This is a genomic window from Bacillus sp. ISL-39 (assembly GCF_018613295.1).
Classification (GTDB): domain Bacteria; phylum Bacillota; class Bacilli; order Bacillales; family Cytobacillaceae; genus Mesobacillus.
The window spans coordinates 53,615-75,907 of record NZ_JAGGQM010000010.1; the positions used below are offsets into that span (position 1 = coordinate 53,615).

25 protein-coding genes are annotated in these 22,293 nt (G+C 39.4%); 20 read left to right on the forward strand and 5 right to left on the reverse strand.

Going from position 1 to position 22,293, the window contains the following annotated elements; all coding sequences use genetic code 11:
* Positions 1 to 193 precede the first annotated feature (193 nt).
* Both J7E37_RS09860 and J7E37_RS09865 read left to right on the forward strand, forming a co-directional pair.
* The gene (locus tag J7E37_RS09860; protein ID WP_214779316.1) at positions 194 to 1,192 is read left to right on the forward strand and encodes an NAD(P)H-dependent flavin oxidoreductase; all 999 of its coding nucleotides are present in this window, start codon (positions 194 to 196) and stop codon (positions 1,190 to 1,192) included.
* A gap of 238 nt (positions 1,193 to 1,430) precedes the next feature.
* Positions 1,431 to 1,997, forward strand: a complete 567-nt coding sequence (locus tag J7E37_RS09865; RefSeq protein WP_214779314.1) for an MEDS domain-containing protein — start codon at positions 1,431 to 1,433, stop codon at positions 1,995 to 1,997.
* Positions 1,998 to 2,035: 38 nt separating this feature from the next.
* Here the strand turns inward: J7E37_RS09865 and J7E37_RS09870 are convergent, their stop codons facing one another.
* A complete protein-coding gene (locus tag J7E37_RS09870; protein ID WP_214779312.1) occupies positions 2,036 to 3,010 on the reverse strand; it encodes a LacI family DNA-binding transcriptional regulator in 975 nt (324 codons plus the stop codon).
* Between the two features lie 87 nt (positions 3,011 to 3,097).
* Here J7E37_RS09870 and J7E37_RS22260 point away from each other — a divergent pair, with 87 nt between their 5' ends.
* From J7E37_RS22260 to J7E37_RS09900, 7 genes are all read left to right on the forward strand, one after another.
* Positions 3,098 to 3,223: a hypothetical protein gene (locus J7E37_RS22260; protein WP_285290316.1), complete on the forward strand. Its 126-nt coding sequence runs from the start codon at positions 3,098 to 3,100 to the stop codon at positions 3,221 to 3,223.
* 212 nt (positions 3,224 to 3,435) lie between these two features.
* Complete coding sequence (locus tag J7E37_RS09875) at positions 3,436 to 3,879, forward strand: aminotransferase yhxA (RefSeq protein WP_214779310.1); 444 nt, start codon at positions 3,436 to 3,438, stop codon at positions 3,877 to 3,879.
* A gap of 15 nt (positions 3,880 to 3,894) precedes the next feature.
* On the forward strand, positions 3,895 to 4,293 hold the full coding sequence (locus J7E37_RS09880) for a DUF350 domain-containing protein (RefSeq protein WP_192471644.1): 399 nt from the start codon (positions 3,895 to 3,897) through the stop codon (positions 4,291 to 4,293).
* 15 nt (positions 4,294 to 4,308) lie between these two features.
* Complete coding sequence (locus J7E37_RS09885; RefSeq protein WP_214779308.1) at positions 4,309 to 4,773, forward strand: RNA helicase; 465 nt, start codon at positions 4,309 to 4,311, stop codon at positions 4,771 to 4,773.
* Positions 4,774 to 4,783: 10 nt separating this feature from the next.
* Positions 4,784 to 6,013, forward strand: coding sequence for a glutathionylspermidine synthase family protein (locus J7E37_RS09890; protein ID WP_214779306.1), 1,230 nt, complete (start codon positions 4,784 to 4,786; stop codon positions 6,011 to 6,013).
* Positions 6,014 to 6,032: 19 nt separating this feature from the next.
* Positions 6,033 to 7,064, forward strand: a complete 1,032-nt coding sequence (locus J7E37_RS09895; protein ID WP_214779305.1) for an ion channel — start codon at positions 6,033 to 6,035, stop codon at positions 7,062 to 7,064.
* A gap of 106 nt (positions 7,065 to 7,170) precedes the next feature.
* Entirely contained in the window at positions 7,171 to 7,371 is a 201-nt protein-coding gene (locus J7E37_RS09900) for a cold-shock protein (RefSeq protein WP_101641882.1), read from the forward strand.
* Positions 7,372 to 7,623: 252 nt separating this feature from the next.
* Here J7E37_RS09900 and J7E37_RS09905 read toward each other — a convergent pair whose 3' ends face one another.
* Positions 7,624 to 8,145, reverse strand: coding sequence for a MerR family transcriptional regulator (locus J7E37_RS09905; protein ID WP_214779303.1), 522 nt, complete (start codon positions 8,143 to 8,145; stop codon positions 7,624 to 7,626).
* Between the two features lie 444 nt (positions 8,146 to 8,589).
* Between J7E37_RS09905 and J7E37_RS09910 the strand changes: the two genes are divergently transcribed.
* The 5 genes from J7E37_RS09910 to J7E37_RS09930 all read left to right on the forward strand — a co-directional run bounded on the left by J7E37_RS09910 (position 8,590) and on the right by J7E37_RS09930 (position 12,356).
* The gene (locus J7E37_RS09910) at positions 8,590 to 9,174 is read left to right on the forward strand and encodes a YdcF family protein (protein WP_215023771.1); all 585 of its coding nucleotides are present in this window, start codon (positions 8,590 to 8,592) and stop codon (positions 9,172 to 9,174) included.
* A gap of 33 nt (positions 9,175 to 9,207) precedes the next feature.
* Positions 9,208 to 9,912 (forward strand): hypothetical protein, encoded by a 705-nt coding sequence (locus tag J7E37_RS09915; protein ID WP_215023773.1) that lies wholly within the window; start codon positions 9,208 to 9,210, stop codon positions 9,910 to 9,912.
* Positions 9,913 to 9,916: 4 nt separating this feature from the next.
* Positions 9,917 to 10,657 carry a hypothetical protein gene (locus J7E37_RS09920; RefSeq protein ID WP_215023775.1) on the forward strand — a complete coding sequence of 247 codons (741 nt, stop codon included), beginning with the start codon at positions 9,917 to 9,919 and terminating at the stop codon, positions 10,655 to 10,657.
* A 215-nt stretch (positions 10,658 to 10,872) separates the two neighbouring features.
* The gene (locus J7E37_RS09925; RefSeq protein WP_214779387.1) at positions 10,873 to 11,793 is read left to right on the forward strand and encodes a DUF1002 domain-containing protein; all 921 of its coding nucleotides are present in this window, start codon (positions 10,873 to 10,875) and stop codon (positions 11,791 to 11,793) included.
* A gap of 65 nt (positions 11,794 to 11,858) precedes the next feature.
* Positions 11,859 to 12,356 carry a GNAT family N-acetyltransferase gene (locus tag J7E37_RS09930; RefSeq protein ID WP_214779294.1) on the forward strand — a complete coding sequence of 166 codons (498 nt, stop codon included), beginning with the start codon at positions 11,859 to 11,861 and terminating at the stop codon, positions 12,354 to 12,356.
* A gap of 130 nt (positions 12,357 to 12,486) precedes the next feature.
* On the opposite strand, the gene J7E37_RS09935 is transcribed toward J7E37_RS09930, so the two are convergent.
* Complete coding sequence (locus J7E37_RS09935) at positions 12,487 to 13,050, reverse strand: GNAT family N-acetyltransferase (RefSeq protein WP_214779292.1); 564 nt, start codon at positions 13,048 to 13,050, stop codon at positions 12,487 to 12,489.
* A 369-nt stretch (positions 13,051 to 13,419) separates the two neighbouring features.
* Between J7E37_RS09935 and J7E37_RS09940 the strand changes: the two genes are divergently transcribed.
* Both J7E37_RS09940 and J7E37_RS09945 read left to right on the forward strand, forming a co-directional pair.
* Positions 13,420 to 13,890 carry a GNAT family N-acetyltransferase gene (locus J7E37_RS09940; RefSeq protein WP_214779290.1) on the forward strand — a complete coding sequence of 157 codons (471 nt, stop codon included), beginning with the start codon at positions 13,420 to 13,422 and terminating at the stop codon, positions 13,888 to 13,890.
* 159 nt (positions 13,891 to 14,049) lie between these two features.
* On the forward strand, positions 14,050 to 14,559 hold the full coding sequence (locus J7E37_RS09945; RefSeq protein ID WP_214779289.1) for a hypothetical protein: 510 nt from the start codon (positions 14,050 to 14,052) through the stop codon (positions 14,557 to 14,559).
* A 77-nt stretch (positions 14,560 to 14,636) separates the two neighbouring features.
* Here J7E37_RS09945 and J7E37_RS09950 read toward each other — a convergent pair whose 3' ends face one another.
* Both J7E37_RS09950 and J7E37_RS09955 read right to left on the reverse strand, forming a co-directional pair.
* Positions 14,637 to 16,721 carry a peptidoglycan D,D-transpeptidase FtsI family protein gene (locus tag J7E37_RS09950; RefSeq protein WP_251009592.1) on the reverse strand — a complete coding sequence of 695 codons (2,085 nt, stop codon included), beginning with the start codon at positions 16,719 to 16,721 and terminating at the stop codon, positions 14,637 to 14,639.
* Positions 16,722 to 16,849: 128 nt separating this feature from the next.
* Complete coding sequence (locus tag J7E37_RS09955) at positions 16,850 to 17,758, reverse strand: VanW family protein (RefSeq protein WP_251009593.1); 909 nt, start codon at positions 17,756 to 17,758, stop codon at positions 16,850 to 16,852.
* A 461-nt stretch (positions 17,759 to 18,219) separates the two neighbouring features.
* On the opposite strand from J7E37_RS09955, the gene J7E37_RS09960 reads away from it, so the two are divergent.
* The 4 genes from J7E37_RS09960 (at position 18,220) to J7E37_RS09975 (ending at position 22,201) form a co-directional block, all read left to right on the forward strand.
* On the forward strand, positions 18,220 to 18,618 hold the full coding sequence (locus tag J7E37_RS09960) for a GntR family transcriptional regulator (RefSeq protein WP_214779287.1): 399 nt from the start codon (positions 18,220 to 18,222) through the stop codon (positions 18,616 to 18,618).
* Positions 18,602 to 19,501, forward strand: coding sequence for an ABC transporter ATP-binding protein (locus tag J7E37_RS09965; protein ID WP_214779285.1), 900 nt, complete (start codon positions 18,602 to 18,604; stop codon positions 19,499 to 19,501). Before J7E37_RS09960 ends, J7E37_RS09965 begins: the two co-directional genes overlap by 17 nt.
* Positions 19,476 to 21,431 carry a DUF6449 domain-containing protein gene (locus J7E37_RS09970; RefSeq protein WP_215023779.1) on the forward strand — a complete coding sequence of 652 codons (1,956 nt, stop codon included), beginning with the start codon at positions 19,476 to 19,478 and terminating at the stop codon, positions 21,429 to 21,431. Before J7E37_RS09965 ends, J7E37_RS09970 begins: the two co-directional genes overlap by 26 nt.
* A gap of 248 nt (positions 21,432 to 21,679) precedes the next feature.
* Positions 21,680 to 22,201 carry an RNA polymerase sigma factor gene (locus J7E37_RS09975; RefSeq protein ID WP_251009594.1) on the forward strand — a complete coding sequence of 174 codons (522 nt, stop codon included), beginning with the start codon at positions 21,680 to 21,682 and terminating at the stop codon, positions 22,199 to 22,201.
* The last annotated feature ends 92 nt before the right edge of the window (positions 22,202 to 22,293 follow it).

The window sequence follows — 22,293 nt, forward strand, 5'->3', positions numbered from 1 at the left end:
GCTCTTTTATCACAAAAGAGGTAACTTTGCGAATAACAATAGGCCATTCAATCCTATTTTGTAGTCAATAGCAACAAAGTTTGAGAAAAGAGCATTTTAAAAAGAATAAATTTTGATCAAGATTGAAAAAAGCTGTAAGTTAAACTATGATATAGGTATTCAGAAAATTTAGAAATGTAGAAGGGGTGATACAATGAGTAAAGTTATTCCGGAAAACTGGTGGGACCAACTCTCTGTTCCTGCAATAGCTGCCCCAATGTTCCTTGTTTCAGGTCCTGATTTGGTTAGTTCCTGCTGCAAAAACGGAGTAATTGGGTCATTTCCAGCTCCGAATGCCAGACCAATTGAAGTTCTTGACGAATGGATGGGAAGGTTGAATGCCGATTTAGCAGAAGCGAAAAAACAAGAGCCAGAACGGAAAGTGGCACCTTGGGCTATGAATATGGTAGTACATAGTACATACAGCAGGCTTGAAGAAGAGCTTGCTTTGATAAAAAGGCATAAACCTCAGTTGGTTATCACGTCACTTGGCAGTCCTAAGAAAGTAGTAGATATTGTCCATGAATATGGAGGCCTTGTTTTCTCTGATGTCAGTGATGTGAAGTTCGCGAAGAAAGCCGCAGAGACAGGGGTTGACGGTCTGATTTTGGTCGCGAATGGAGCAGGTGGCCATGCTGGGGAACTGAATAGCTTCGCTTTTGTGGATTCTGTACGAACGTTCTGGGATGGGATCATTGTTCTGGCAGGCTCAATCACCACTGGAAAAGCGGTACTTGCTGCCCAGGCAGCAGGTGCAGACCTTGCTTATATGGGGACAAGATTCATAGTGGCACAAGAGAGTATGGCGAATGATGAATATCGTCAAATGGTGGTCGATGCAACACAAGAAGACCTTATTCTCACCGATGCTTTCTCAGGTGTCAAAGCGAATATGCTGAAGCCAAGTATTGTTAGGGCCGGGCTTGACCCAGAAACTCTCAAGAAAAAGGATACTGTTAATTTTGATACGATGCAGAGAGAGACAAATGCTAAAGCCTGGAAGGACATTTGGTCAGCAGGGCAGGGAGTTGGAGCCATTGAAAAGATCCAGTCCGCATCGGAAATTATTAGCCAGTTAGAAACAGAATACAAAGAAGCTTTAAGTGATTTGAACACTAAAGCCAGTAAACTAAAGACTTTCGTTATGGACTAACTAAGTTCACTCACCGGACATTTAACGTTCGGTGAGTTTTTTGCAGGCCCCATGGTATAATATTCTTGTGAAAGTGATAGGATATTTAATTCCTGATTTAAATATATATTACAGGGCTCGATTGAATCATAAACAAGTTTAATCGATTAATAACAAGAAATATGTTAATATAAAGGGTATATTTCGAATATGCGAATTCATTGTTTGTTTCCCTTGAATTCAGGAGGAGACTGATACAATGCAAAAACAAATCGAGGATTTGCTCCAAAGTGTGAAAGAAACTGGTGCCCATATTTTTTATACATTCGAAAATGAAGAGAAATATGTTGATAATTTGATAGTATATATTACGGCGGCTATCGGAATCGGCAACCACATCATGATCATAGAAAATGACCGGATTATGCCTGAAATCCAGAAGAGAATCCAGGCCGAGTTTGGAGAGGAACAACAGGAAATGATTCACACAATCAATAATTATGACTTCTATTGCTATCGCGGCAATTTCCATAAAGAAACAATTTTAAGTTATTTAGAAAATATGATTGCGCCTTTTTTACAAAATAATATTCCTATTCAGACTTGGGCCCATGTTGAATGGCGAGACCAAAAGGAAATCTTCCAGAATCTTGGGGAATACGAAAAAGAAGCGGACTTAATGCTTCAGGCCACAAATTTAATCACCATTTGTGGGTACGACTCAAAGAGGGTCCCTGATTCATTAAAAGAGACTTTGCTGGTTTGCCACGATTATTATATGACAGACGATACCGTTGAGCAGATCAATCGTAAAAGCAGAATATAGTATCAAGTAACCTGCCAAAGATGGCAGGTTTTTTGGTTCTAAACTGATTGTCGCTGAATTAATTTAAATGGCAGAGTGACCTTCTTGGCATATGTATCAACGCCAGTTCGCTTGATAAATGCATTAAAGGCAGCTGTACCTAATTGTTTAGTGGGTATGTCTATTGTTGTTATTCCCAAAATTTCAGATATTGGATGGTTATCAAAGCTCAATACAGCTACATCCCCAGGTACATCAAGGCCTTGTTTTATGGCTTCCGTGATAATTCCGGCTGCCACTTGATCATTACCGACTAGAAAGGCAGTTGGCTTTTCTTTCATTTTTAGAAATTGATTCACCACTTTTTTTCCATCCTGAATAAGTAAACAGTTACCAATAATCCACTCTCCATGAACTTTCTGGCCAATCATCTTCATCTTTTCCTCATATGCCTGCTGTCGCTTCTTGCTATTTGTTCCTTCAAGTCTTCCAAGACAGATGGCGATCCTCTCATGTCCATTGGAAAGTAAATGTTCCAATCCAAGGTTGAATGCAGCAACATGCTGGATTGATATCGAAGGAAACTCCTCTAAATCAGAATCCTCACATAACACAATCGGTCCTGTATCTTTATACTTCATAAGTGAATCAAACGGAATAGCACGTGAAGCAATAATAACTCCATCAATAAGGTGGCCTCGAAGTTGTTCTAATGCTTCAAATTCCTTTTCAAGATTATAGCCTGTCTGGAAGATAACCAGCTGGATACTATGCTTTATCGCTTCTTCGGCAATTCCTTCCAGGAGTTCAGAAAAATATGGGTGATTGATCGTTGGCAGTACGACTCCAACCATATTTGTCTTTCCTCGGGACAGATGGACAGCGTTAATATTTGGACTGTAATCCAGTTCCTTTATGGTTTTCAATACTGCTTCCCGTTTATCCGGGGTGACATATGGATGGTTATTCAGCACGCGTGACACTGTGGAAACCGACACTCCTGCCAGTCGGGCAATTTCTCTGATATTAGCCATTTAAAAACCTCGCAAAGATTATTCTTGACCTGAAACGCGTTCCATAAATTATTGCATATGCAAACATATTACAAAGGAGTTGTCATTATGGTTGCAGGAATTATTATGTTAGCAGGCTTATGCCTATTTGAAATTATTTTAGCAAAAATCGCATTAGGAAACGCGGAAATAAAGGAATTTAATTTCGAGGAATTTTTTTATGGGAAAGATTGATTGTTAACAGGAAAAAAGTGAACCCTGATCATTTACACTTTAATCGTGCAGCGCAGGAAGGAAGTGCCATAGTAATTTAAGAATTCAGCATCACTGCAAGAGGAAAGTGTTACAATAAAAGGAAGGTTGTTATCTGGAAAGTAAGAAGAAATTTGAAACTTTTTCCCAGGTCTTCCGTAAATATTTACGTCAATAAGAAAGAGGTGAAATAAATGGGCAAAACAAAAAAGGTTATCGCGAGTATATCTGCTACGGCTTTGATGGTGGGGCTCGCGGGTTGCAATAACAACCCACAGGCCATTCCGGACCGGGGTTGGGAACCGGATGTATCCGGCGATGAAGGGCAGGATTGGAATTCTGAACAGGACGAAGATATTCCTCCCGTACCAGAAGGGACCGATTGTTCAGACTGGGAATGGGACAATGAAGATGGTGTCTGGGAATGTGATGATAACAACTCTCCATATTTTGGACATTACTTTTTCGCTGGTATGTTCTTTGCGAACCGATCATTACTCTATAAGAGCAATGATTATATGAAGTACAAGAACAGTACTTCATTCAAAGGAGCAAGACTGGACAGTAATTATAAAAATACTTCGCCAAAGGGCAGTTCAGGATTCGGCAGCGGGTCAAGAAGCACTACTGGCGGTTAAGGGAGAGAAACAAAGATGAATTTATATTTGAATTTTGCCGCTTATTTAGGACTTGGATTGCTTTTGCTAACGGCAGGTGTCGGCTTATTCGTGCTGGCTACTCCAAAAATTAAGGAGTTTGAACTGATTGGCAAAAGAAATATAACAGCTGCTCTTTCACTTGGAGGGAAAATGCTAGGACTTGCCATTGTGCTTGGTGCAGCTGCTGAATATTCGATCTCCCTCCTCGATATGGCGATTTGGGGCTCCATAGGAATTTTTACGCAGATCATTGTATTCTTTGTCGCTGAGGTTGTCACGGTTAGATATAGTCTCCAAAAAGCGATTGAAGAAGATAACCGTTCGGTGGGTGTCATTCTCTTCACACTTTCCCTTGCAGTAGGCTGGATTGTCGCGAAAAGTCTGTCGTATTAGGAGGGCAATGCATCCATGAAAAAGCTAACCTACTTCATTCATGATGGAAAAGACAACTATGAACCATTATACGAATATACGATCCCGAATGTCGGGATAGATGAGTTTTATGCCCGCCAGCTTTGTACTTATTTTATTATTAAAGGAACCCAGTATGAACTGTTATCCAATGAGATGGTTGGGGATGAAGAGATACTCGTTCTTGAGGACCGGGGCATGAACAATTATGTCCTTGATGAGAAAAGTTATCGGGGAATGGGGATCCACGTGGAATTCCGCAGGTACAAAGAAAGTGAGAACTATAAGTTGCTTTCAGCTGTTCCTTGCAGAACTCACCTTGATGTAATCCGCTATTTAATAAAGGATATTGTTGATATTCCTGGCTTTGGCCAGATGGCTGTTACCTCTACCGAAGTGGATGAAGATCGGGGAGTTTACGTTCTGTATGTGAAAGCCATTGGTGAAAACGACATGGAATAGGAGGCATTCCATGAAAAACTATAAAACAAAGAGAGAACATTTTTATCGTGGAATCAAGAATTTTTGGCCAGATTTGTATGGTGAAGAATATGCATTGTATGATATTTCGACCATTGATGGGCGGGAAGCAGAAGCAATCAGGATCTGTACAAATAGGATCGGTAAAATATTTTTCAAAGTTAGTGAGCTCCTTAGAAATGTTCATCCGGATACCTTAAGGGAACTTGGGTATCCGGAAGAAACCCTCGATTTTATACGGCTCAGGACGTTAAATATTGAAAGCGTAATTGCAAGGCTTGATCTGATTAAAACTGAAAATACATATAAGTGCATCGAGATAAATGCTGATACTCCAACATTCATTAAGGAATTATTTAATGTAAATGGTTCTGTAGCTGCTCAATTTGGTCTTGGGAACCCTAATGAGGGAATGGAAGATCTGCTGGCCAGAGCTGTCAGGTCTGCTGTCGCTTCATCAGCCAAATGGCTGGAGGAGACAGAGCCATATGTGGTTTTCACCGCGCATGAAGACAATATTGAAGACCGAAATACAGTCTTATATTTGCAGGATTTATATGGCCTGCCTTCCAGGTTCATTTCACTAGATAAATTAAAGATTATACCAGAGACTGGGCTCTATGATGAAACGGGGCGCAAGATTGACATCCTATATCGTCAGACATTCCCGGTAGAAAGCCTTATCAGGGATGAAGACAAATCAGGAAATAAAATCGGTTTATGGCTGCTTGAGCTGGTAAAAACAAAGAAATTAGCGATGATCAATCCTCCATCTGCCTTCTTATTGCAGAATAAAGCCGTACAGGCGGTCATATGGGGATTACACGAAAATAAGGATCCCTTTTTCACAACCGAAGAGCATCAGTGGATTGAGGAATATTTCCTGCCAACATATTTGGAAGCAGAGCGATTTTACAACGCAAAGTTATCTTTTGTTAAAAAGCCGATTTTCGGGAGAGAAGGAGACACAGTACAGATTTACAGCTCGACTGGTAACCTGATAATGGAAGAAGAACACAGGAACTACCAGGATGTACCATCCATTTTTCAGCAGTATATCGAAATGCCTTCAACTACTTATTTTTCGGAAAAAGGGGAGAAACAAGGTCATATACTGACCGGAAGCTTTCTTGTTTACGGAAAACCTTCCGCACTCGGTTACCGTGTCGGAGGAGAAATTACAAACAACCTTTCTTGCTTTTTACCAGTGGGATTGGCTTAAAAGAAAGGGGGTCCATCCAATGTGGATTTTACAAAGGTTGTTTACGAAATTGCTGAAAATCAGCCTTTTGAAACTCACCTTGATCGTACTTGGTGTGATTTTATTAAGCAGCTTGATAATTAAAACACTAGAACCCGATACTTTCCCAAGATACCTCGATGCTGTTTGGTGGACAATGACAACGGTAGTTACGGTTGGTTACGGTGATTACTCACCCAGCAGCGATTTAGGCAGGATTTTTACTATGGTACTGCTTTATACAGTCGGGATTGGGGCAATGGGTATTATCATCGGAAAAATCTTTGATAGCTTGACTTTATATAAAAGAATGAAGGAGGAAGGGAAGTTGACCTATAAAGGAAAGGACCACTATATTTTGATCGGTTCCTCCAGGGATAAACTGAAGAATGTCGTTGAGGAAATCCTGAACTCCAATCAAAAGTGTGATATAGTCATTGTCGATCATAGCAATGAGTCGCCAGTGCAGCATGACCGCGTTCATTTTGTCAGTGGAAATCCTGCAGAAGAAGAAATACTCATGCAGGCAAACATCCTGAAGTCCAAGTCTGTAGCAGTCTTTACGGATGATCGTATTGAACTTCCTGAATATGCTGATGGAAAAACACTTCTCATTGCATCAAGGGTGGAGCATATCTCGAAACAATCCAATAAAAATATTTATACGATTGCAGAAATCATGAAGGAAAAGCATATTGCCTTGTTCGAACATGCCAACATTGATGAATTTATTTTATCCAACGAATCCGTATCTAAATTGATGGCTCAGGCGGCAATCTATCCTGGATCGAGCAAATTGTTTAAACAGCTGCTCAGCAATATGGAGGGGGAAAATCTCTACAAAATTGATAAGAAGCCGCATTGGACCAACTACAAACAAGCGGCAATGGAGCTCTTTGACATGGGTGCAACACTCATTTCAGACGGACAGGCGCTTGATATTGCCAGGAAACATAATGAACAAATTCCCGAAGGTACACAGATGTTTGTCATATGCGATGAGGATACATATAAAAAAATTGCCGGAAGCTAAATGTTTGATAAAAATATTCTTTTTTAAGTTTAAAATGCTTTGGAAAGGATATAATAATTACGCAAGGTTAAATTGCAATTTTCTTAATCGCTAGGAGGCAACAATTGTGGAACGTGGTAAGGTAAAATGGTTTAACAGCGAAAAAGGCTTTGGGTTCATCGAACGTGAAGGCGGGGAAGATGTATTTGTACACTTCTCAGCGATCCAGGGCGAAGGTTACAAATCTTTAGATGAAGGACAAGAAGTTACATTTGATGTTGAACAAGGCCAGCGTGGCCCTCAAGCGACAAACGTACAGAAAGTCTAACTAAGGATATCTAAAACAGACTCAGATTTGCTGGGTCTGTTTTTTCTTTGGATTCTCCAGAAACTGTATTAATCAATGAAAAAGGATCGTTTATTATTGGCTTTTACAAATGCGGTACTTGTGGTGAATTCAGGACATTGGATTAATAATCGTAAAATACCCAGTAGCCAGTATAAGCTTCTGATTGTGAAATCAACGAAGTTTACGAAAAGAGCCTTCGCAAAAAAAAGAACACATCCCTGATGTGCCAAATTAAAATCCAAAAAAGGAACTGATTATATTTCGCTTTCTTAATTTCCTTAAGGAAGAAATAGGTGTTAAAGATGGTTGTTTCTCCTCCTTGGCCAAGTGTTCCTGCTGTGCTGCGGCTTCTTCCGTGCCTGAAATCACTTCTTTCAGCCTGGCTACCTCATTTTGCAGTTCCTCAATTTCCCTGCGATGCTGAAGAATTTGATAAGATACTACTTCATCTGCCTTCCTGTCCAGCCTGCTTTCAAATTCCTCCATGCGCTTCAGCAGCTTATCCACTGAGAAATCCCGCTTCACAGCTGGTACAACCGCTTTTCTGTGTTTTTTTCCTTTTATTTTCAAATCCTGCAAAAGAACCCCTTTATTAAGCTGTTCCTTGATGTCTTTTAAGATCTCGATGCTTTCCTCAGAAAATTGATAATGACCTAACTCCGTTCGCTCCATTTGAAGATTTGCCTGCTTCACCCAGCGTTGAATTGTGCTCGGTGAAACCCCCAGCAGCTTTGCGACTGCACTAGTATTCATCTTGATCCCTCCTCATTATAATAGGCTCTTTTCTGAAACTTTGTTGCTATTGACTACAAAAATAGGATTGAAATATCTAAGTTTTTTCACAAAATTAACGCTTATTATGAGAAAAGAGCTTGAAAAACTTAGTACCGAAATACAAAATGGCTTTTATCAGGTTAAAATCGGCTTTAGGATTTTAACACCGATCTTTACAATAACAGCCTTTTAATAAAATTTCGCTTTTTCTTTATCTTTTCCTTTCCTGGTGACAAAACTAGTTGGCTTTCGGCAAAGAAAGTGAAGAAACACTACCATATTTTCTTCTTGGGAAAAGGACCGTGAATTTATTCGGATTAACAGTCGATTTTTGATGTTTTTTATCCTTTTTTAATAAAATTGCAAACCTTCTATGGTAAACGATGGTAATATTAGATTAGCAATTTGAAGGGTGGGAAATTCATGAAAAAAAAAGCATTGTTAAAAAAGCTTGTGGCAGCATGCCTTCTCATTTCATTATTCTATGTAGGTTTCCTGCATTATAAAATAGTTGAAAACGCTAAAATGGATGTGCCAGAGAATGCAGATTATATGATCATTCTGGGAGCACGTGTGAAAGGAACTGTTCCATCCCTGGCATTGCAATACAGAATTGACCATGCAGCAATGTATCTAAAAGACAACCCCGATACTATTGCAATAGCCTCTGGCGGCAAAGGACCAGGGGAGGATATATCTGAAGCCGAATCAATAAAAAGGGAACTGATCGGGCATGGAATTGAAGAATCCAGAGTGCTGTTGGAAGATAGATCGACTGACACATATGAAAATATCCGATTTTCAAAAGAAATCATACCCGAAGGAGCAGAAGCCGGCTTAGTAGTGACAAATGATTTCCATATTTACCGAGCAAAGATGATTGCAGACAATGAAGAATTGACCTTACATGGTTTACCTGCAAAGACGCCAATTCAGGCAGTAATCAAGTCATATACAAGGGAATATTTAGCGTTGACGAAATATTTTATCATCAGTCTATTCAATTAAGAATAAGAAATAAAAGAAAATGAGGTGGTACATATGCACGCTCCGGGTGTTGTTTTGAATTTATTGGCTTGGGGTGCAATTTTTATTCTGGCAAGGCGGATTTATAGGAAGCAGGATGTAAAACCAATAATATGGAAACTGGCAGTTGTTCTTTTTGTTGGCTTATTCTCTTTCTCTATTAACCTGCCATACATGGACCAGCAAATAAAACTAGCCATTCTTCCTCTTGGTGTTTGGATTTTATATGGGATTTATTCGCGGAAAAATGAGGGCATAAGCTGGGATCAGTATCGTAAATATGCCTGGTTAGGTTTCTTGGCCAATTTTATCTTTTTGGCAGTTTCGCTAATCAATCCTCTAATCCATTCGGCTATATTCCCTGCAAATGAAATATCAACCTATCTTTCAGATCTCAACAAAGCTAAGGTCATTAAAACGCACCCCTCTGCTGGAAGCAAGGTATTGGACAGGGACTCTCTTCTTGATCAATTAGACAGTTTCAAAGAAGAGGCTGTATATAGTGAAAAATGGTACTACGATGCCTTTGAGTTTGCAGGTGAGCTTTCTAAAGCTGAAGAAAGGTTTCCATATCAGCTGGCAGGAATCACAGCAAAATGGGGCAGCGGTATCGAACCAATGCTATTTATAGAACAAGATGGAAAAGGGATTCTGGTTTCTACTGGCCAAAAGCAAGTATACTTTCGTGCAGAAAAATCTTTGCTGAAGAAGGTGGAGTAACTTCATGCGCAAAAAGGTGCTCGTGCCGCTTTTGCTTATCCAGATGTTAATGGTTGCTGGCGGGGTTTTTTATTGGTATTATCTAGCGTCTCCAGGAACCCTTCCGGATCAGGAGAAAATAAAGGCAACCTTGAATGACCCTTATAATAGAGTTGGAATTGCGGAAATACAGGACAGGATTTTTCTTGATGACAAGCATGTGTATATTCCTTTCATTACTGAAGAGGAAGGTCATGGTATAAGCTTTTGGGAGTGGAAAAAGCATGAGTGGCAATTATCAAGCTTTTCTACCGGGAGCATGCCGCAAATCTGGAAGATTGATACTGATGACCCGGCATCACACTATATTATGTGGAATTTTCATCCGGAGAATAATTTGGATTATTTGACGTTATATTTGATAAAAGAACGCGGGTTTTCTGTCAGTGAAGGGAAGCATCATTATGATCCCGGTATACAAATGGGTTTCAGGGCAGAGGTTGGAGAGAAGTCATATGGCTATACTTCTATTCCTGAAGATTGGCAAAAGTATATGGAAGCAGAAAATAAACTGATGGCATCAATGATACCGGATTCTTTATTTGCTGATTTTTTTCCGCCAGCTCAATATTACTTTGGCTGGCAATCGACAACAACTGAAGGTATCACTGAGTACCCTTCTTACCCTAACATGAATGGGTTTGGCAGTGGTGGTTCATCAACAGAGAATCTTAGATTTTTAAATGAAAATGATATATTTCAGTAAGGCAAAATGCTTGTGTGGAAATTGAAGTGAAACGAAATTCCCTGTTCCTTTTCAGGAGCTATTCTTTTTTATGAAACTTTCTTGCGAAAATATTCGTATTAATAAGGGAGCCTTTGAAAAAAGAGCTGAAATGAGCGGGATTATTTTTCAGGTTCTAAATGGTGTAAGCAGGGTAAATATGTAGGTGAAATAAGCAGAAGAAGGAGAAACATATGATGAAAGTTAAACACTTGATAAAAATCTCGCTAGTACTGAGCCTATTTGTTATCTTACTGGGGAATGCTGCTGTTCCTGCATTTGCTTCCAATGACAATGACGAGGATGTCATTAACGAGAAATACGGTCCTCCCATTGTTGTGTATGGGGAAGCACTTTCTGATCAGCAAAAAGATGAGGTCAGGAAGCTGTTGGGAGTCAAAGATTCTTCAAAGGTTAAGGAAATCGTCGTAACAGGAAAAGATCTTGTAACCTATATAAACGGAGATGAACATTCGAATATGTATTCATCTGCCAAAATTACCAGGAAGGATACTGGAGAGGGACTGGTTATCAACCAGGTCACTCCTGAGAATATTACTGAAGTTACTGACGAGATGTATGCCAATGCGTTGTTGACTGCTGGGATTGAGGACGCTATTGTAGATGTCGCTTCACCGGTCAAGGTTACTGGCCACTCGGCTCTAGTGGGAATCTATAAGGCATATGATGAGGGTGAAGGAACTGCCCTGGATAAGGATCGAACCGAAGTTGCGAACCAGGAATTGAACCTGGCGACAAAACTGGCAAAAAAAGAGGGGCTTGATCAAGATAAAGTGAGCGAGCTCCTGACAGAAATCAAAAAAGAGATTGCTGCTCAAAACCCGGCAACAAAAGAAGAAATCGAGAAGATTATTGATGAAAAGCTAAAATCCCTTGAGATACAGCTTAGCCCTGAAGACAGACAGCTTCTAGTTGACTTGTTCAATAAGATGCGGGACTTGAATATCAATTTTGATAATGTTAAAACTCAGTTGGAAAATCTTTCAACTGATATCCAAAAGAGAATCGAGGAAGCAGTTGGAGACAAAGGGTTCCTGGAATCAGTCTCTAACTTCTTTAAAGAGTTAATTGATAGCATTAAGAGCATCTTTTCTTAAAACAGAGGACTGCCCTCTGTTTTTTTGAATAGAGTATAGATATTGAGTGAAGTGAGGAGATCTAATTGATAATACGACAAGCGGAAGGTCGAGATACAGAGAGTTTTGCCACTCTCATTCGAGAGGTTGAAAATACTACGAATTTTATGCTTTTTGGGCCTGGTGAAAGGAAATTCAATCCTGAAGCTCAAAGGAAGATGATAAAGGTTTTTACGGCTGAAAAAAACTCGAATATTTTCCTGGCTGAATCTGAAAACGAACTCGCAGGTTATTTAATTGCAAAAGGAGGGAGTGCAAGCCGAAATAAGCATACAGCTTATCTTGTTATTGGAATAAAGGAAGATTTCCGCGGTGCCGGGATTGGCACAAAGCTCTTTGAAGAGCTTTTTAGCTGGGGGAAAGAAGCTGGAATTCGCAGGCTGGAATTAACAGTGATGTCAGAGAACAGGGCAGGAATCACTTTATACAAAAAGATGGGCTTTGAAGTTGAAGGAGTGAAGCAAGATTCATTGCTTGTCGATGGCCAATATAAAGATGAGTTCTATATGGCTAGAATTCTGTGATACAGTAATCTGGGGTGACAGTTAAGAGACATAATAAAAAGGCTGAATAAGCTTGGGGTTCCAAGCCATTTTAGCCTTTTTTTGAAATGATTTAAGTTTTTTATCCTGTGAAGTTACTTACACATTCAATTCATGAATGTTGCTGGGCTTCCCACTCTTCCCTTAATAATCCCATTTTTATTGAATCATAGTATTTCCCGTTATAAAGCCGGCATTTTCTGATTCTAGCCTCTTCAACCATTCCCAGTTTTTTGCCGACCGTAAGCATCCTTGAATTGCCGGACCAGGTTGTAAATCCGATTCTTGGAATAGGGAAGGTTTCAAAAAGGTGTGCAATCCATATTTTTAATGCATCTGTCCCATAGCCGCCATTCCAATATTCTGGAAGATAAATGACTATTCCGATTTCCAGCCATTGTGAAGATTCATGTTCCCAATAATATGTCACCATTCCGATGATTTCGTCGTCTACCTTAATAAGGTACTTTCTGTCATATCCCTGATGGATAAGGTTCGTCATTTGTTCTTTAAACTTATCAAGGCTTATCCGCCTAAGAGGATAGTAGGGTGCATCCCATTTTTTCCATTCAGGATGCTCATCATTGTGGATCAGACCCCACCATGTGTCTAAATCTTGATTTTTAATCTTGGACAATATGACCTGTTCGCCTGATAATATTTCTGGTGTCTGCATTTTTTCCGTACCTCCTTAATAGATATGAGGCTAGACACTTATGCTTTACTAATTCTCTTTCATTCTAGTATTTCCTGCGACAGATTAAAAATAAAAAAAATGTTCTAAATCACAGAAAAAGAGACGCTGCAATCAGCGTCTCTTAGTTAGTTGCCTCGTCATCTATAAATGCATTTTCATTAACTGCGAAGAAATTGAGTCCAGCGGCGATTGCGAAAGCTCCTCCAAGTAATGCGAATGTAGTGATCATTATGTAATCGCTCCTGTCATTAGTTGTTTTTTGTTTTGTTACTACTAATATTCCCGCAGAGGAATCTAGTAAACATATTATTACGAAAAAATGACAAAATAGTTAATGGAGGAAAAGTCTTGAATTTATATAGCAGAGAAATGACGAAAGAGCTTGCAATGGATATTCTAAGCTGGCATTATGACCCGCCGTATGATTTTTATAACAATGAGGTTAACAATGATGCTATATATGAATTACTTAATGAGGGATATACCGCGGTAGAAGACGAAGAAGGGAATTTAATCGGGTTTTATTGCAGTGGCCATTCTGCCCAGGTTCCTAAGGGAAGAATGCTTGGTGCATATACTGAGCCGGCAATTGACGTTGGAATTGGAATACACCCTAAGTTAACAGGAAAGGGGAATGGTTATTTATTTTTATCATTTGTATTAAATGAGCTGGCGGCATTAGGCTCACATGCGATTTTCAGGCTTACTGTTGCTGGGTTTAATAAAAGGGCAATTAAGCTATATGAAAAAGTGGGTTTTAGAGATAAGTATCATTTCAAAACGGATATTACCGAATTCATTATCATGGTAAAGTGGTGAAAAAGTAATTCGTTATTGCGTTTTAGCAAGTGGGGACTTTTTCATAAAGTGGACCATAAATTATTTGAGTTTGTTAAATAATCCTTTTATAATGAAAAAGCTGTGTGAAATTCTGGTTTCACATTTAGCGATATATATAGATTGAAGGGGAGTATAAGTATGAAGAAGTTTTTGGTTTTACTTTTAGCGATTACATTCGCAATTGGGCTGACTGCATGTTCAGCTGAAAAAGAAGAAGCAAAACCTGAAAAGAAAGAAACAGAAGAGGCTGCTGAGCCAGCTGCTAATCCTAAGAGTGTTATGTACAAATTCTACATGAACCTTGTGAGCTCTATCAACGAGGCTGATGCTGAACTTAATGCATATGAAGGAGAAGAAGATTCCAAGGCTCAAGCTGAATTGAAAGCAGCAGCAAGTGAATCAGCAGCTGCAGTTGCTGCTAAAGTTGAAGGCCTGGAAGTACCTGCAGAATTAGAAGATCAAAAAGCGGATCTTGAAGCTGCACTTTCAGATATTGCAGAATCATACAAGTTAAAAGCAGAAGAGCTAAAGAAAGATGCTCCAGCTCTTGATACTGCCGATGAAAAATTCGCACAAGGTGAAGAAAAGATTGGCGCTGCATTTGAAAGCCTTGATATGAACAGGCCTTCTCTTGCGAAAGAATTGTAAATGAAATAATTGGGAAATTAGCTGAAAGCTGTGCCATATTGGCACAGCTTTTCTTTGTCCTGCGAGAGGAGCCTTAATTATTCATCAGTATCATCAGCATGTTCTTTCGCTCCATTTTTCATGCTAAAGTATGCATCCATCACAGCACGGCCGATTTTTTTATTGGCTCCGTGGTCAACATTGCCCTGGTAGGCCCATGGTACGATTACAGCCATGGCGATTTCGGGCTTGTCGGATGGTGCATAGCCAACAAGGCTAAGATTCATTGTTTGAATCAGCTGCTCACCTTTTACCCGGTATTGGCCATCGTAGAACGCCTCAGCAGTTCCGGTTTTCCCAGCGGGCGAGTAAGTTGCTGTGCTGAAGTACCTATATGCCGTACCGCCGGGCTCCTGCATAACTTTTTTGAAACCGGTATGGACACGTTCAAGCCACTGATCCTTTATGTCAATATTGTTGAGTACATTTGGAGGAAAAGATTTATAGATTGGACCGAGCTCTTCGCCATTATTTGAAGGCTCCCGGATTTCCTTTACGATCCTTGGCTGCATACGGTAGCCTCCATTGGCTATCGTAGAGATATACTGGACAAGCTGCATATTTGAATACGTATCATATTGCCCAATCACTAAATCGAGTACTTTACCAACTGGATAATTTCCCCCTTTTGCCCCGGTTTGTTCATTTGGCAGGTCAATGCCTGTCCGGATGCCAAGGCCGAAAGTGGCGAAGGAATTGCGGATCGTATCCCAAACTTTCGGGTCTAGATTCAATGATTGCTGATATCGATAGACACCATTTCCAATCCGTATGGCTGTGTGGAACATAAAGACATTGGATGATAACTTCAATGCCTCAATATCATTAGGGGTCCCTAAATAGGTATATGATTTTTTAATCGGAGTACCTTTTATATCAAGTGCTCTATCATCAAATATGGTAGATGAATTGATTGCACCTGCTTTATAGCCTGTCAAAACAGTTGCACCCTTTACTACAGAACCAACGTTAAAGGTTTTGGATATGTTGCCCAGAGCATCATCTTCGAGGAATACTTCTTTTGTCTTTTTATCTTTTACGATTCTCTTCCCTGCCATTGTCAATATTTCACCCGTATTTGGGTTCATCAATACAACATAAGCGCTATCAAGTAATCCTGTCCCTGGAGAACTTTTTGCTGCCCAGAGTTCCTTCTCGATGATTTCCTCTACAGCAAGCTGAAGATCCATATCGATGCTAAGTACTAAATCTTTTCCACGCTGGCCTTCTGAAACTAATTCCTTTTCCAAAAGCTCACCGGATTTATCAGTCACATTCACAACTTTTTCTTTTTTACCTTGAAGTACATCCTCATATTCCAGTTCGAGATAGCTTTTTCCTACACGATCATTTCTTGTATAGCCCCGTGACATGAAATAATCGAGTCTCTCAGCCGGTAGACCTTCACTGCTGGTTGTAATCCTGCCTAGTACAGGCTTGAAGGTGTCTTCATACTTATATTCCCGGTCCCAGTCTGTGGCAGCATTGACGCCAGGAAGCAATGCCAGATTTTCATTTACCACAGCAAATTCTTTCCGTGTGACATCCTTGTTTTTGATGATTTGCGGAACAAATTTATAGCCGCTGTTCATGATGCTGAAAATGGCCAGTTCTTCTATATCCTGCTTAGTTAGCTGACTAAGGTGCTTATCTGTAATTCTTTTAATTTGGAGCTTATATAAATCTTTATTTTTTAGCTTTTTATTTTTAAAAAGCTCCATTTCTTTCGCTTTTATTAGTTTTTTTGCCTCTTCGGGAAACTTGATCATCCAGAAATCCTTCATGTCTCTTTCCCGGACTTTGTCTGTATCTTTGTCTATGATTCGGGCCAACTTTGCGGCCACCTCGAGCATTTCCTTCTGGGAATCTCCATCATTCGTATAAGTAATTGCATTCAGAGGCTTATTATCGACAATAACCTTATGGTTTCTGTCAATCATTTTTCCTCGCGGGACAGGGTTATTGACTGTCACATCTTCTTTCCGGTTAATTTCGCGTTTATAATCTTCGCCATGGACAATTTGCACGATTCCGAGGCGGAGGACCAGCAATGAAAAGAGAATAAAGACTGAAAAAAACAAAATATTAACCCGGACAGGTGTTGTATTCTTTTTTTTAGGCAAGTTATCTCACATCCTATGAAAGTATCATAACCATCTATTACCAATAGTGTACGTAAAGATTCACATCATTGTAAAGGTTTTCCTGTAAAATAAAAGGAATCCTTAGTTTGCAAGGATTCCTTAGAAAATCAAAATGCTTTTTCGGGTATGGTGATATTGCTGTCTGTACTCGGGATGTTTCGTTTTTCTATATTGATTTCATCAGATGAGTAAATCATCACAACCATTTTTCCAGGATATGTTTTTGCCCTGATGAGAATGGGCTGTTTGTATTTGTTTTTAAATGTAAAATCCGGACCATACCAACTGACTGTCGCGTCCCTGCCTGGAGGAACGTAGGGAACCTGTTTGCTATGGGAGTATCGCTCAAGGATTTTCATACCAGAACGGTCAGCAGCATTAAAAAGGGTGGATGATACCTGGCAAATACCTCCGCCAATTCCCTCTGAAAGCTCTCCTCTGACAATGATGGGTGCAGGCTGATAGCCGCGTGAGGCGGTACGTTTGCCGACAACCTTATTGAAGGAGAAGGTTTCACCGGGAAAAACGACATGGTTATTGATTGCTTCTGCGGCAAGGCTAATGTTATGCGTACGTTCTTTGTTTCTGCTATTGAAATAGGTTATATAATGGCCAATTAGATTTGTTCGAATATTGGCGATGATCTCACTGTCAACCTTGGGATAAACAGGTAAAGTAGGAACTTGGATTCTGGTATGATCGTCCTCAAAAAAACTTGCCGTGAATTCTTTCTTGAACTTTTTCTCATCAAGAATATATCCTACATCTTCAGGTATGATTTTACCGTAATCATCCAAACCTGCGTTTGTTGGTTCTTTCATGATCTGGAGAGACAGCTGTTTATTTAATGTTTCCAGCATCGTATGGTTAAGAATTGGATATCCAAACCATGGAATCGAAAAGTCTGACCGCTGAACTTCTACAATTGATTCCCCATTCCAAACTAAATCTATTTCATCATGATGATCTGCTGTACTGCTCGAAAGAATAAGTCCAATTGCCAGTAACCATTTCAACTTCTTCACCTCCCGTTTTATTATGGTTAAGCTGGTCATGTTTAATGTATTTTGGATTTGATGGTGTTTATTGGAAAGGTTTTCGGGTTGAGTTGTCGAATAGTAACTATGTTTGGGTAGGAATAGTGTTAATTGGTTTTCAGACAATGTAAGAAGGATTTTAAGAAAATTACCACATTATAATAGGGGAAAAGTATGGATTTGTACTTATAAATTAGCACTCTAGTTCAATCTAGGGTGCTTTTTTATTGGTTTTTTTATTAAAAAACTGTCATTTGATTTTGTTTTTGTGTAAAATTACACTAAATAGATAAATTATCCATAAGTGCCATATGGAAATCGATTCTTAATTTTCCTTAAGAAATTATTAAGAATTTACCCCCTATTATTTTGGAATAACCTGTCATATAATTAAACTGTATTAATAATAATAGTACACTTAGTACAGATAGGGGGTCATTATGTTTGAGCTTGACCTGAGGAGCCGAAAACCGATATACGAACAGCTGGTAGATAAGATGAAAGAGCTGATCATAAATGAAGTGCTCAAACCTGATGAACAATTGCCTTCCGTGCGTCAGATGGCACAGCAATTGACAATAAACCCAAATACAATTCAAAAGGCATACAGGGAGCTCGAGGTACAGGGATTCATTTATTCCTTAAAGGGCAAAGGGAGCTTTGTCAATCCTATGGATCCTGACAAAGATGCTGATAAAATTCTGCAAGTGAAGCAGGATCTTGAGAAGATGCTGCAGGAGGCATTGTATCTGGGCATTCCTGCAGCAGATTTGCATGAGATGATTAGAAGCTTTGATGGTTCGAAAGGGGGAAGCGGGCAAGATGATTCAAATGATTGAGATAAATAAAACATTTGAAAAACATGAGGCTGTAAAAAACGTCAATATGTCGATAAAAAAAGGCTCAATATATGGGCTGATTGGATCCAATGGCGCAGGGAAGACAACCATCATTAAATTGCTGGCTGGAATATACAAACAAGACTCTGGAAAGGTGCTTTTGGATGGCTCGCAGATTTTTGAAAACCAGGTTTTAAAAGAGAAAATCTTTTACATATCCGACCAGCCATATTTCTTTCCGCAGTACACAGTCAAGCAGATGGCTAAGTTTTATAAAAGCATTTACCAGTCCTGGAATGAAGATAGATTCTTAAAATTAGCCGAAGTGTTCGGTTTCAGCATGAACAAAAAATTACACACTTTTTCAAAGGGCATTCAAAGACAGGCTGCATTCTGGCTTGCCTTATCTACGATGCCAGAGGTTTTGATCCTTGATGAGCCTATGGATGGATTGGATCCTGTGGCCAGGAAGAAAGTAAAGAACCTCTTGATACAGGATGTCGCCGACAGGGAGATGACGATTTTGATATCCTCGCATAACTTGCGGGAAATTGAAGATATTTGCGACCATATTGGAATTTTGCATCATGGATCACTCCTACTGGAAAAAGATCTTGATGATCTCAAATCTGATATACATAAGGTCCAGGTAGCTTATAGAGGAGAAACACCAAAACATTTGGAAAATCAACTGACAATGCTCCACTGCGAAAGAAGGGGGAGTGTCATGGTATGCATCATAAGGGGGAAAGAGGAAGAAATCGAGAAGGTTATCAATGAGACCGAGCCCGTTATTTTTGATATCCTACCATTGACATTAGAAGAAATTTTTATATATGAGATGGGGGATATCGGCTATGCAATCAAAAATATCATTGTTTAACAAAGAAATGATCCTCCAGGTCGGAAGAAACATTGGCTGGATTTCTGTCATTTACTTCCTTGTTTTATTTTTTGCTATCCCATTAAGGATTTTGATGCTTTATTCTGGTGAGAACTACCGTGATTTCATGCCGGTGCAAAGATTGTTTGATTTCAATTTTTCAATACAGTTCATTATGTTCATTACAGTACCAGTTATTATGGCAATCTTTCTTTATCGTTTCCTGCACGTCAAGCAGGCAGCTGATTTAATTCATAGTTTGCCACTGAAACGGCAGCATATCTTTCACTTTTATACACTAACAGGCTTTGTGTTTCAAATTATCCCAGTCATTTTGATTGCGATGATTACTGCCATTATACACAGTGCATATGACTTGAATCTTTATTTTCAGCTTGAGGATATCTTCCGGTGGACAGGTATCGTCATTCTGTTTAATGCTGTATTTTACCTGTCAGGAGTATTTATAGCAATGGTGACCGGAATCTCTGTGGTCCAGGGGGTCCTGACATACATCATGCTCCTGTTTCCGGCTGGGTTCACTCTGCTGGTCATTTATAATCTTGGATTAATGCTGTATGGGTTTCCTAGTGATTATTATCAGATTAGGAATATAGAATATCTTTCACCTATTTCCCATTTGACTATTTTAGAGGGCCAGGCAATATCTGCAAAAGCAGTCCTCTTGTATATAGTGTTTGTGTTGATCTCATATGTGCTGTCCCTGCTAATCTATAAAAAAAGGAAAATAGAAGCAGCTTCGGAAGCAATTGCTTTTAGAGCATTAAAGGTTGTTTTTAAATACGGTGTGGCTTTCTGCACGATGCTTCTGGGCGGCATGTATTTCGATGCAATGCAGAATAAATTTGCCTGGCTGATATTTGGATACGCAGCCGGCGGGATCATCGGATACTTCGCTGCCGAAATGCTTCTTCAGAAAACATGGAGGGTTTTTGGAAGGGTTAAAGGTCTTGGATCCTTTGCGGTTACGATGGCGGTCTTGATCTTGATAACTCAAGCGTTTGCTCCATATGAAAAAAAGGTGCCTGAACTGGATGAAATCAAAAGTGTTACTTACGCGAACCAAGTTTATATGGATCCGAATGATCGATTTGCTCCTAAACCTCTATCCCAGCAAGAAAATATTGAGGCAGTCCGAAAGTTCCATGAAAGTATCATTAAGAATGAAAAAACGAATGAAATAAGAATGGAATCCCAGGAATTTGCTCTCTTTATCTATGAATTGAAAAATGGAGATAAACTGGTTCGTCAGTACACAATCGATCGATTCGATTATGTACCGCAAATGAAGAAAATTTTTGAATCACTTGAGTATAAGCATGCACACCAGCCTATTTTTAAAGTGAATACCGAGGAAATTACCTCCATTAGAATAAACAAACACATAACCGAAAGCCCGTTGACGATAACCGATGAGGAGAAAATTAACCAGGCTATTGAAATACTGAAAAAGGAAATTGAGCGAGAACCTTTTTCCGTTGATTTTTATTCAAAAGGGAATACATCATCAATTGAAATTATGTCAGGTATAAACGATTACGACCATATTGAATTAAAGCATTCATATAAAAGCTTCATCACATGGCTGGAGGAAAACGACATGCTGAAAGAAGCGATTGTGACTCCTGATGATATAGACTATATTGTCGTAACAAATGATTCAATAGAACAGGAACAATTCAAAGAATACCCTGAAGAAGAAATAATTAATCGTATTATGAACGATAAAAACGCCCTTAAACTGATTGAACATGACCAAGTGCTTTCAGCGATTGAGAATGCTGGCTATGGCTGGTTTAATGAAGCACCGTACACCGCTATTTTCGTATACAAAACAGGGAATCACAAAGAGATTCGAACATTTAGCGATAAAGATGTACCACCGTTCATCAAGGAGCATTTTAAGTAAGGCTCTTTTCGTAAACTTTGCTGCTTACACACCTGTATTAAAAAAAACGGCTTCTGGGTTTTTATGAATCGTTTGCCTATCCGATTCTGCACCACCTTCGAAAAGAGTCTCGAAACCTTTCACAATGCGGGTTAGTGGATGTGTACGAAGAGCAACAATCAATTAGAAAACAGTAATAAGTAAAAAAACAGACAAAGATTGTAAGCAGCGAAGCTTGCAAGATTAGTAACAGGGCAAGGGGGATGGATATGGCTAAGATTGATTTTGACGAGCTTTACAGAATCCACGGTAAAAAGCTTTGTCAAATTGCTTTCAGTATTACTAAAGACAAACATCTTGCAGAAGATGTTGTCCAGGAGACTTTCATAAAGGCATATAAAAAAGCAGATACGATCATTGATACGCATAAATTAGGGGCATGGTTAGCGGCAATCGCAGCAAGAACCGCCATTGATTATCTGCGGGCAGAGAAAAGAAGAAAATGGCTTCCATCTGACCAGAGCATCATGGAGCAAATTTTCAGTGATTATGATACAAATCAATCGCTTGAAAAGGAAGTTGAAATCATCCTGTTTAAAGAGGAAATTCAGCATATGCTCTACTTACTGACAAGAGAGTACCAGCAGGTGCTGGTATTGAGGTTCCAATACGGATTAAAAGAAGATGAAATCGCGTGCAGGTTGAATATTAAATCAGGCACAGTCAAAACACGTCTCCACAGAGCTCGGAAACAATTGAAAAAAGTTATGTCAGAGAAGTACCCAGCCTAAAAGTTCTATTTGGGCGATTAACCAATCGCCTATTTTTTTCAACTTATTTACTGGGAAAATATATAATTTATTCAAATATTTTGAAGTAGAGG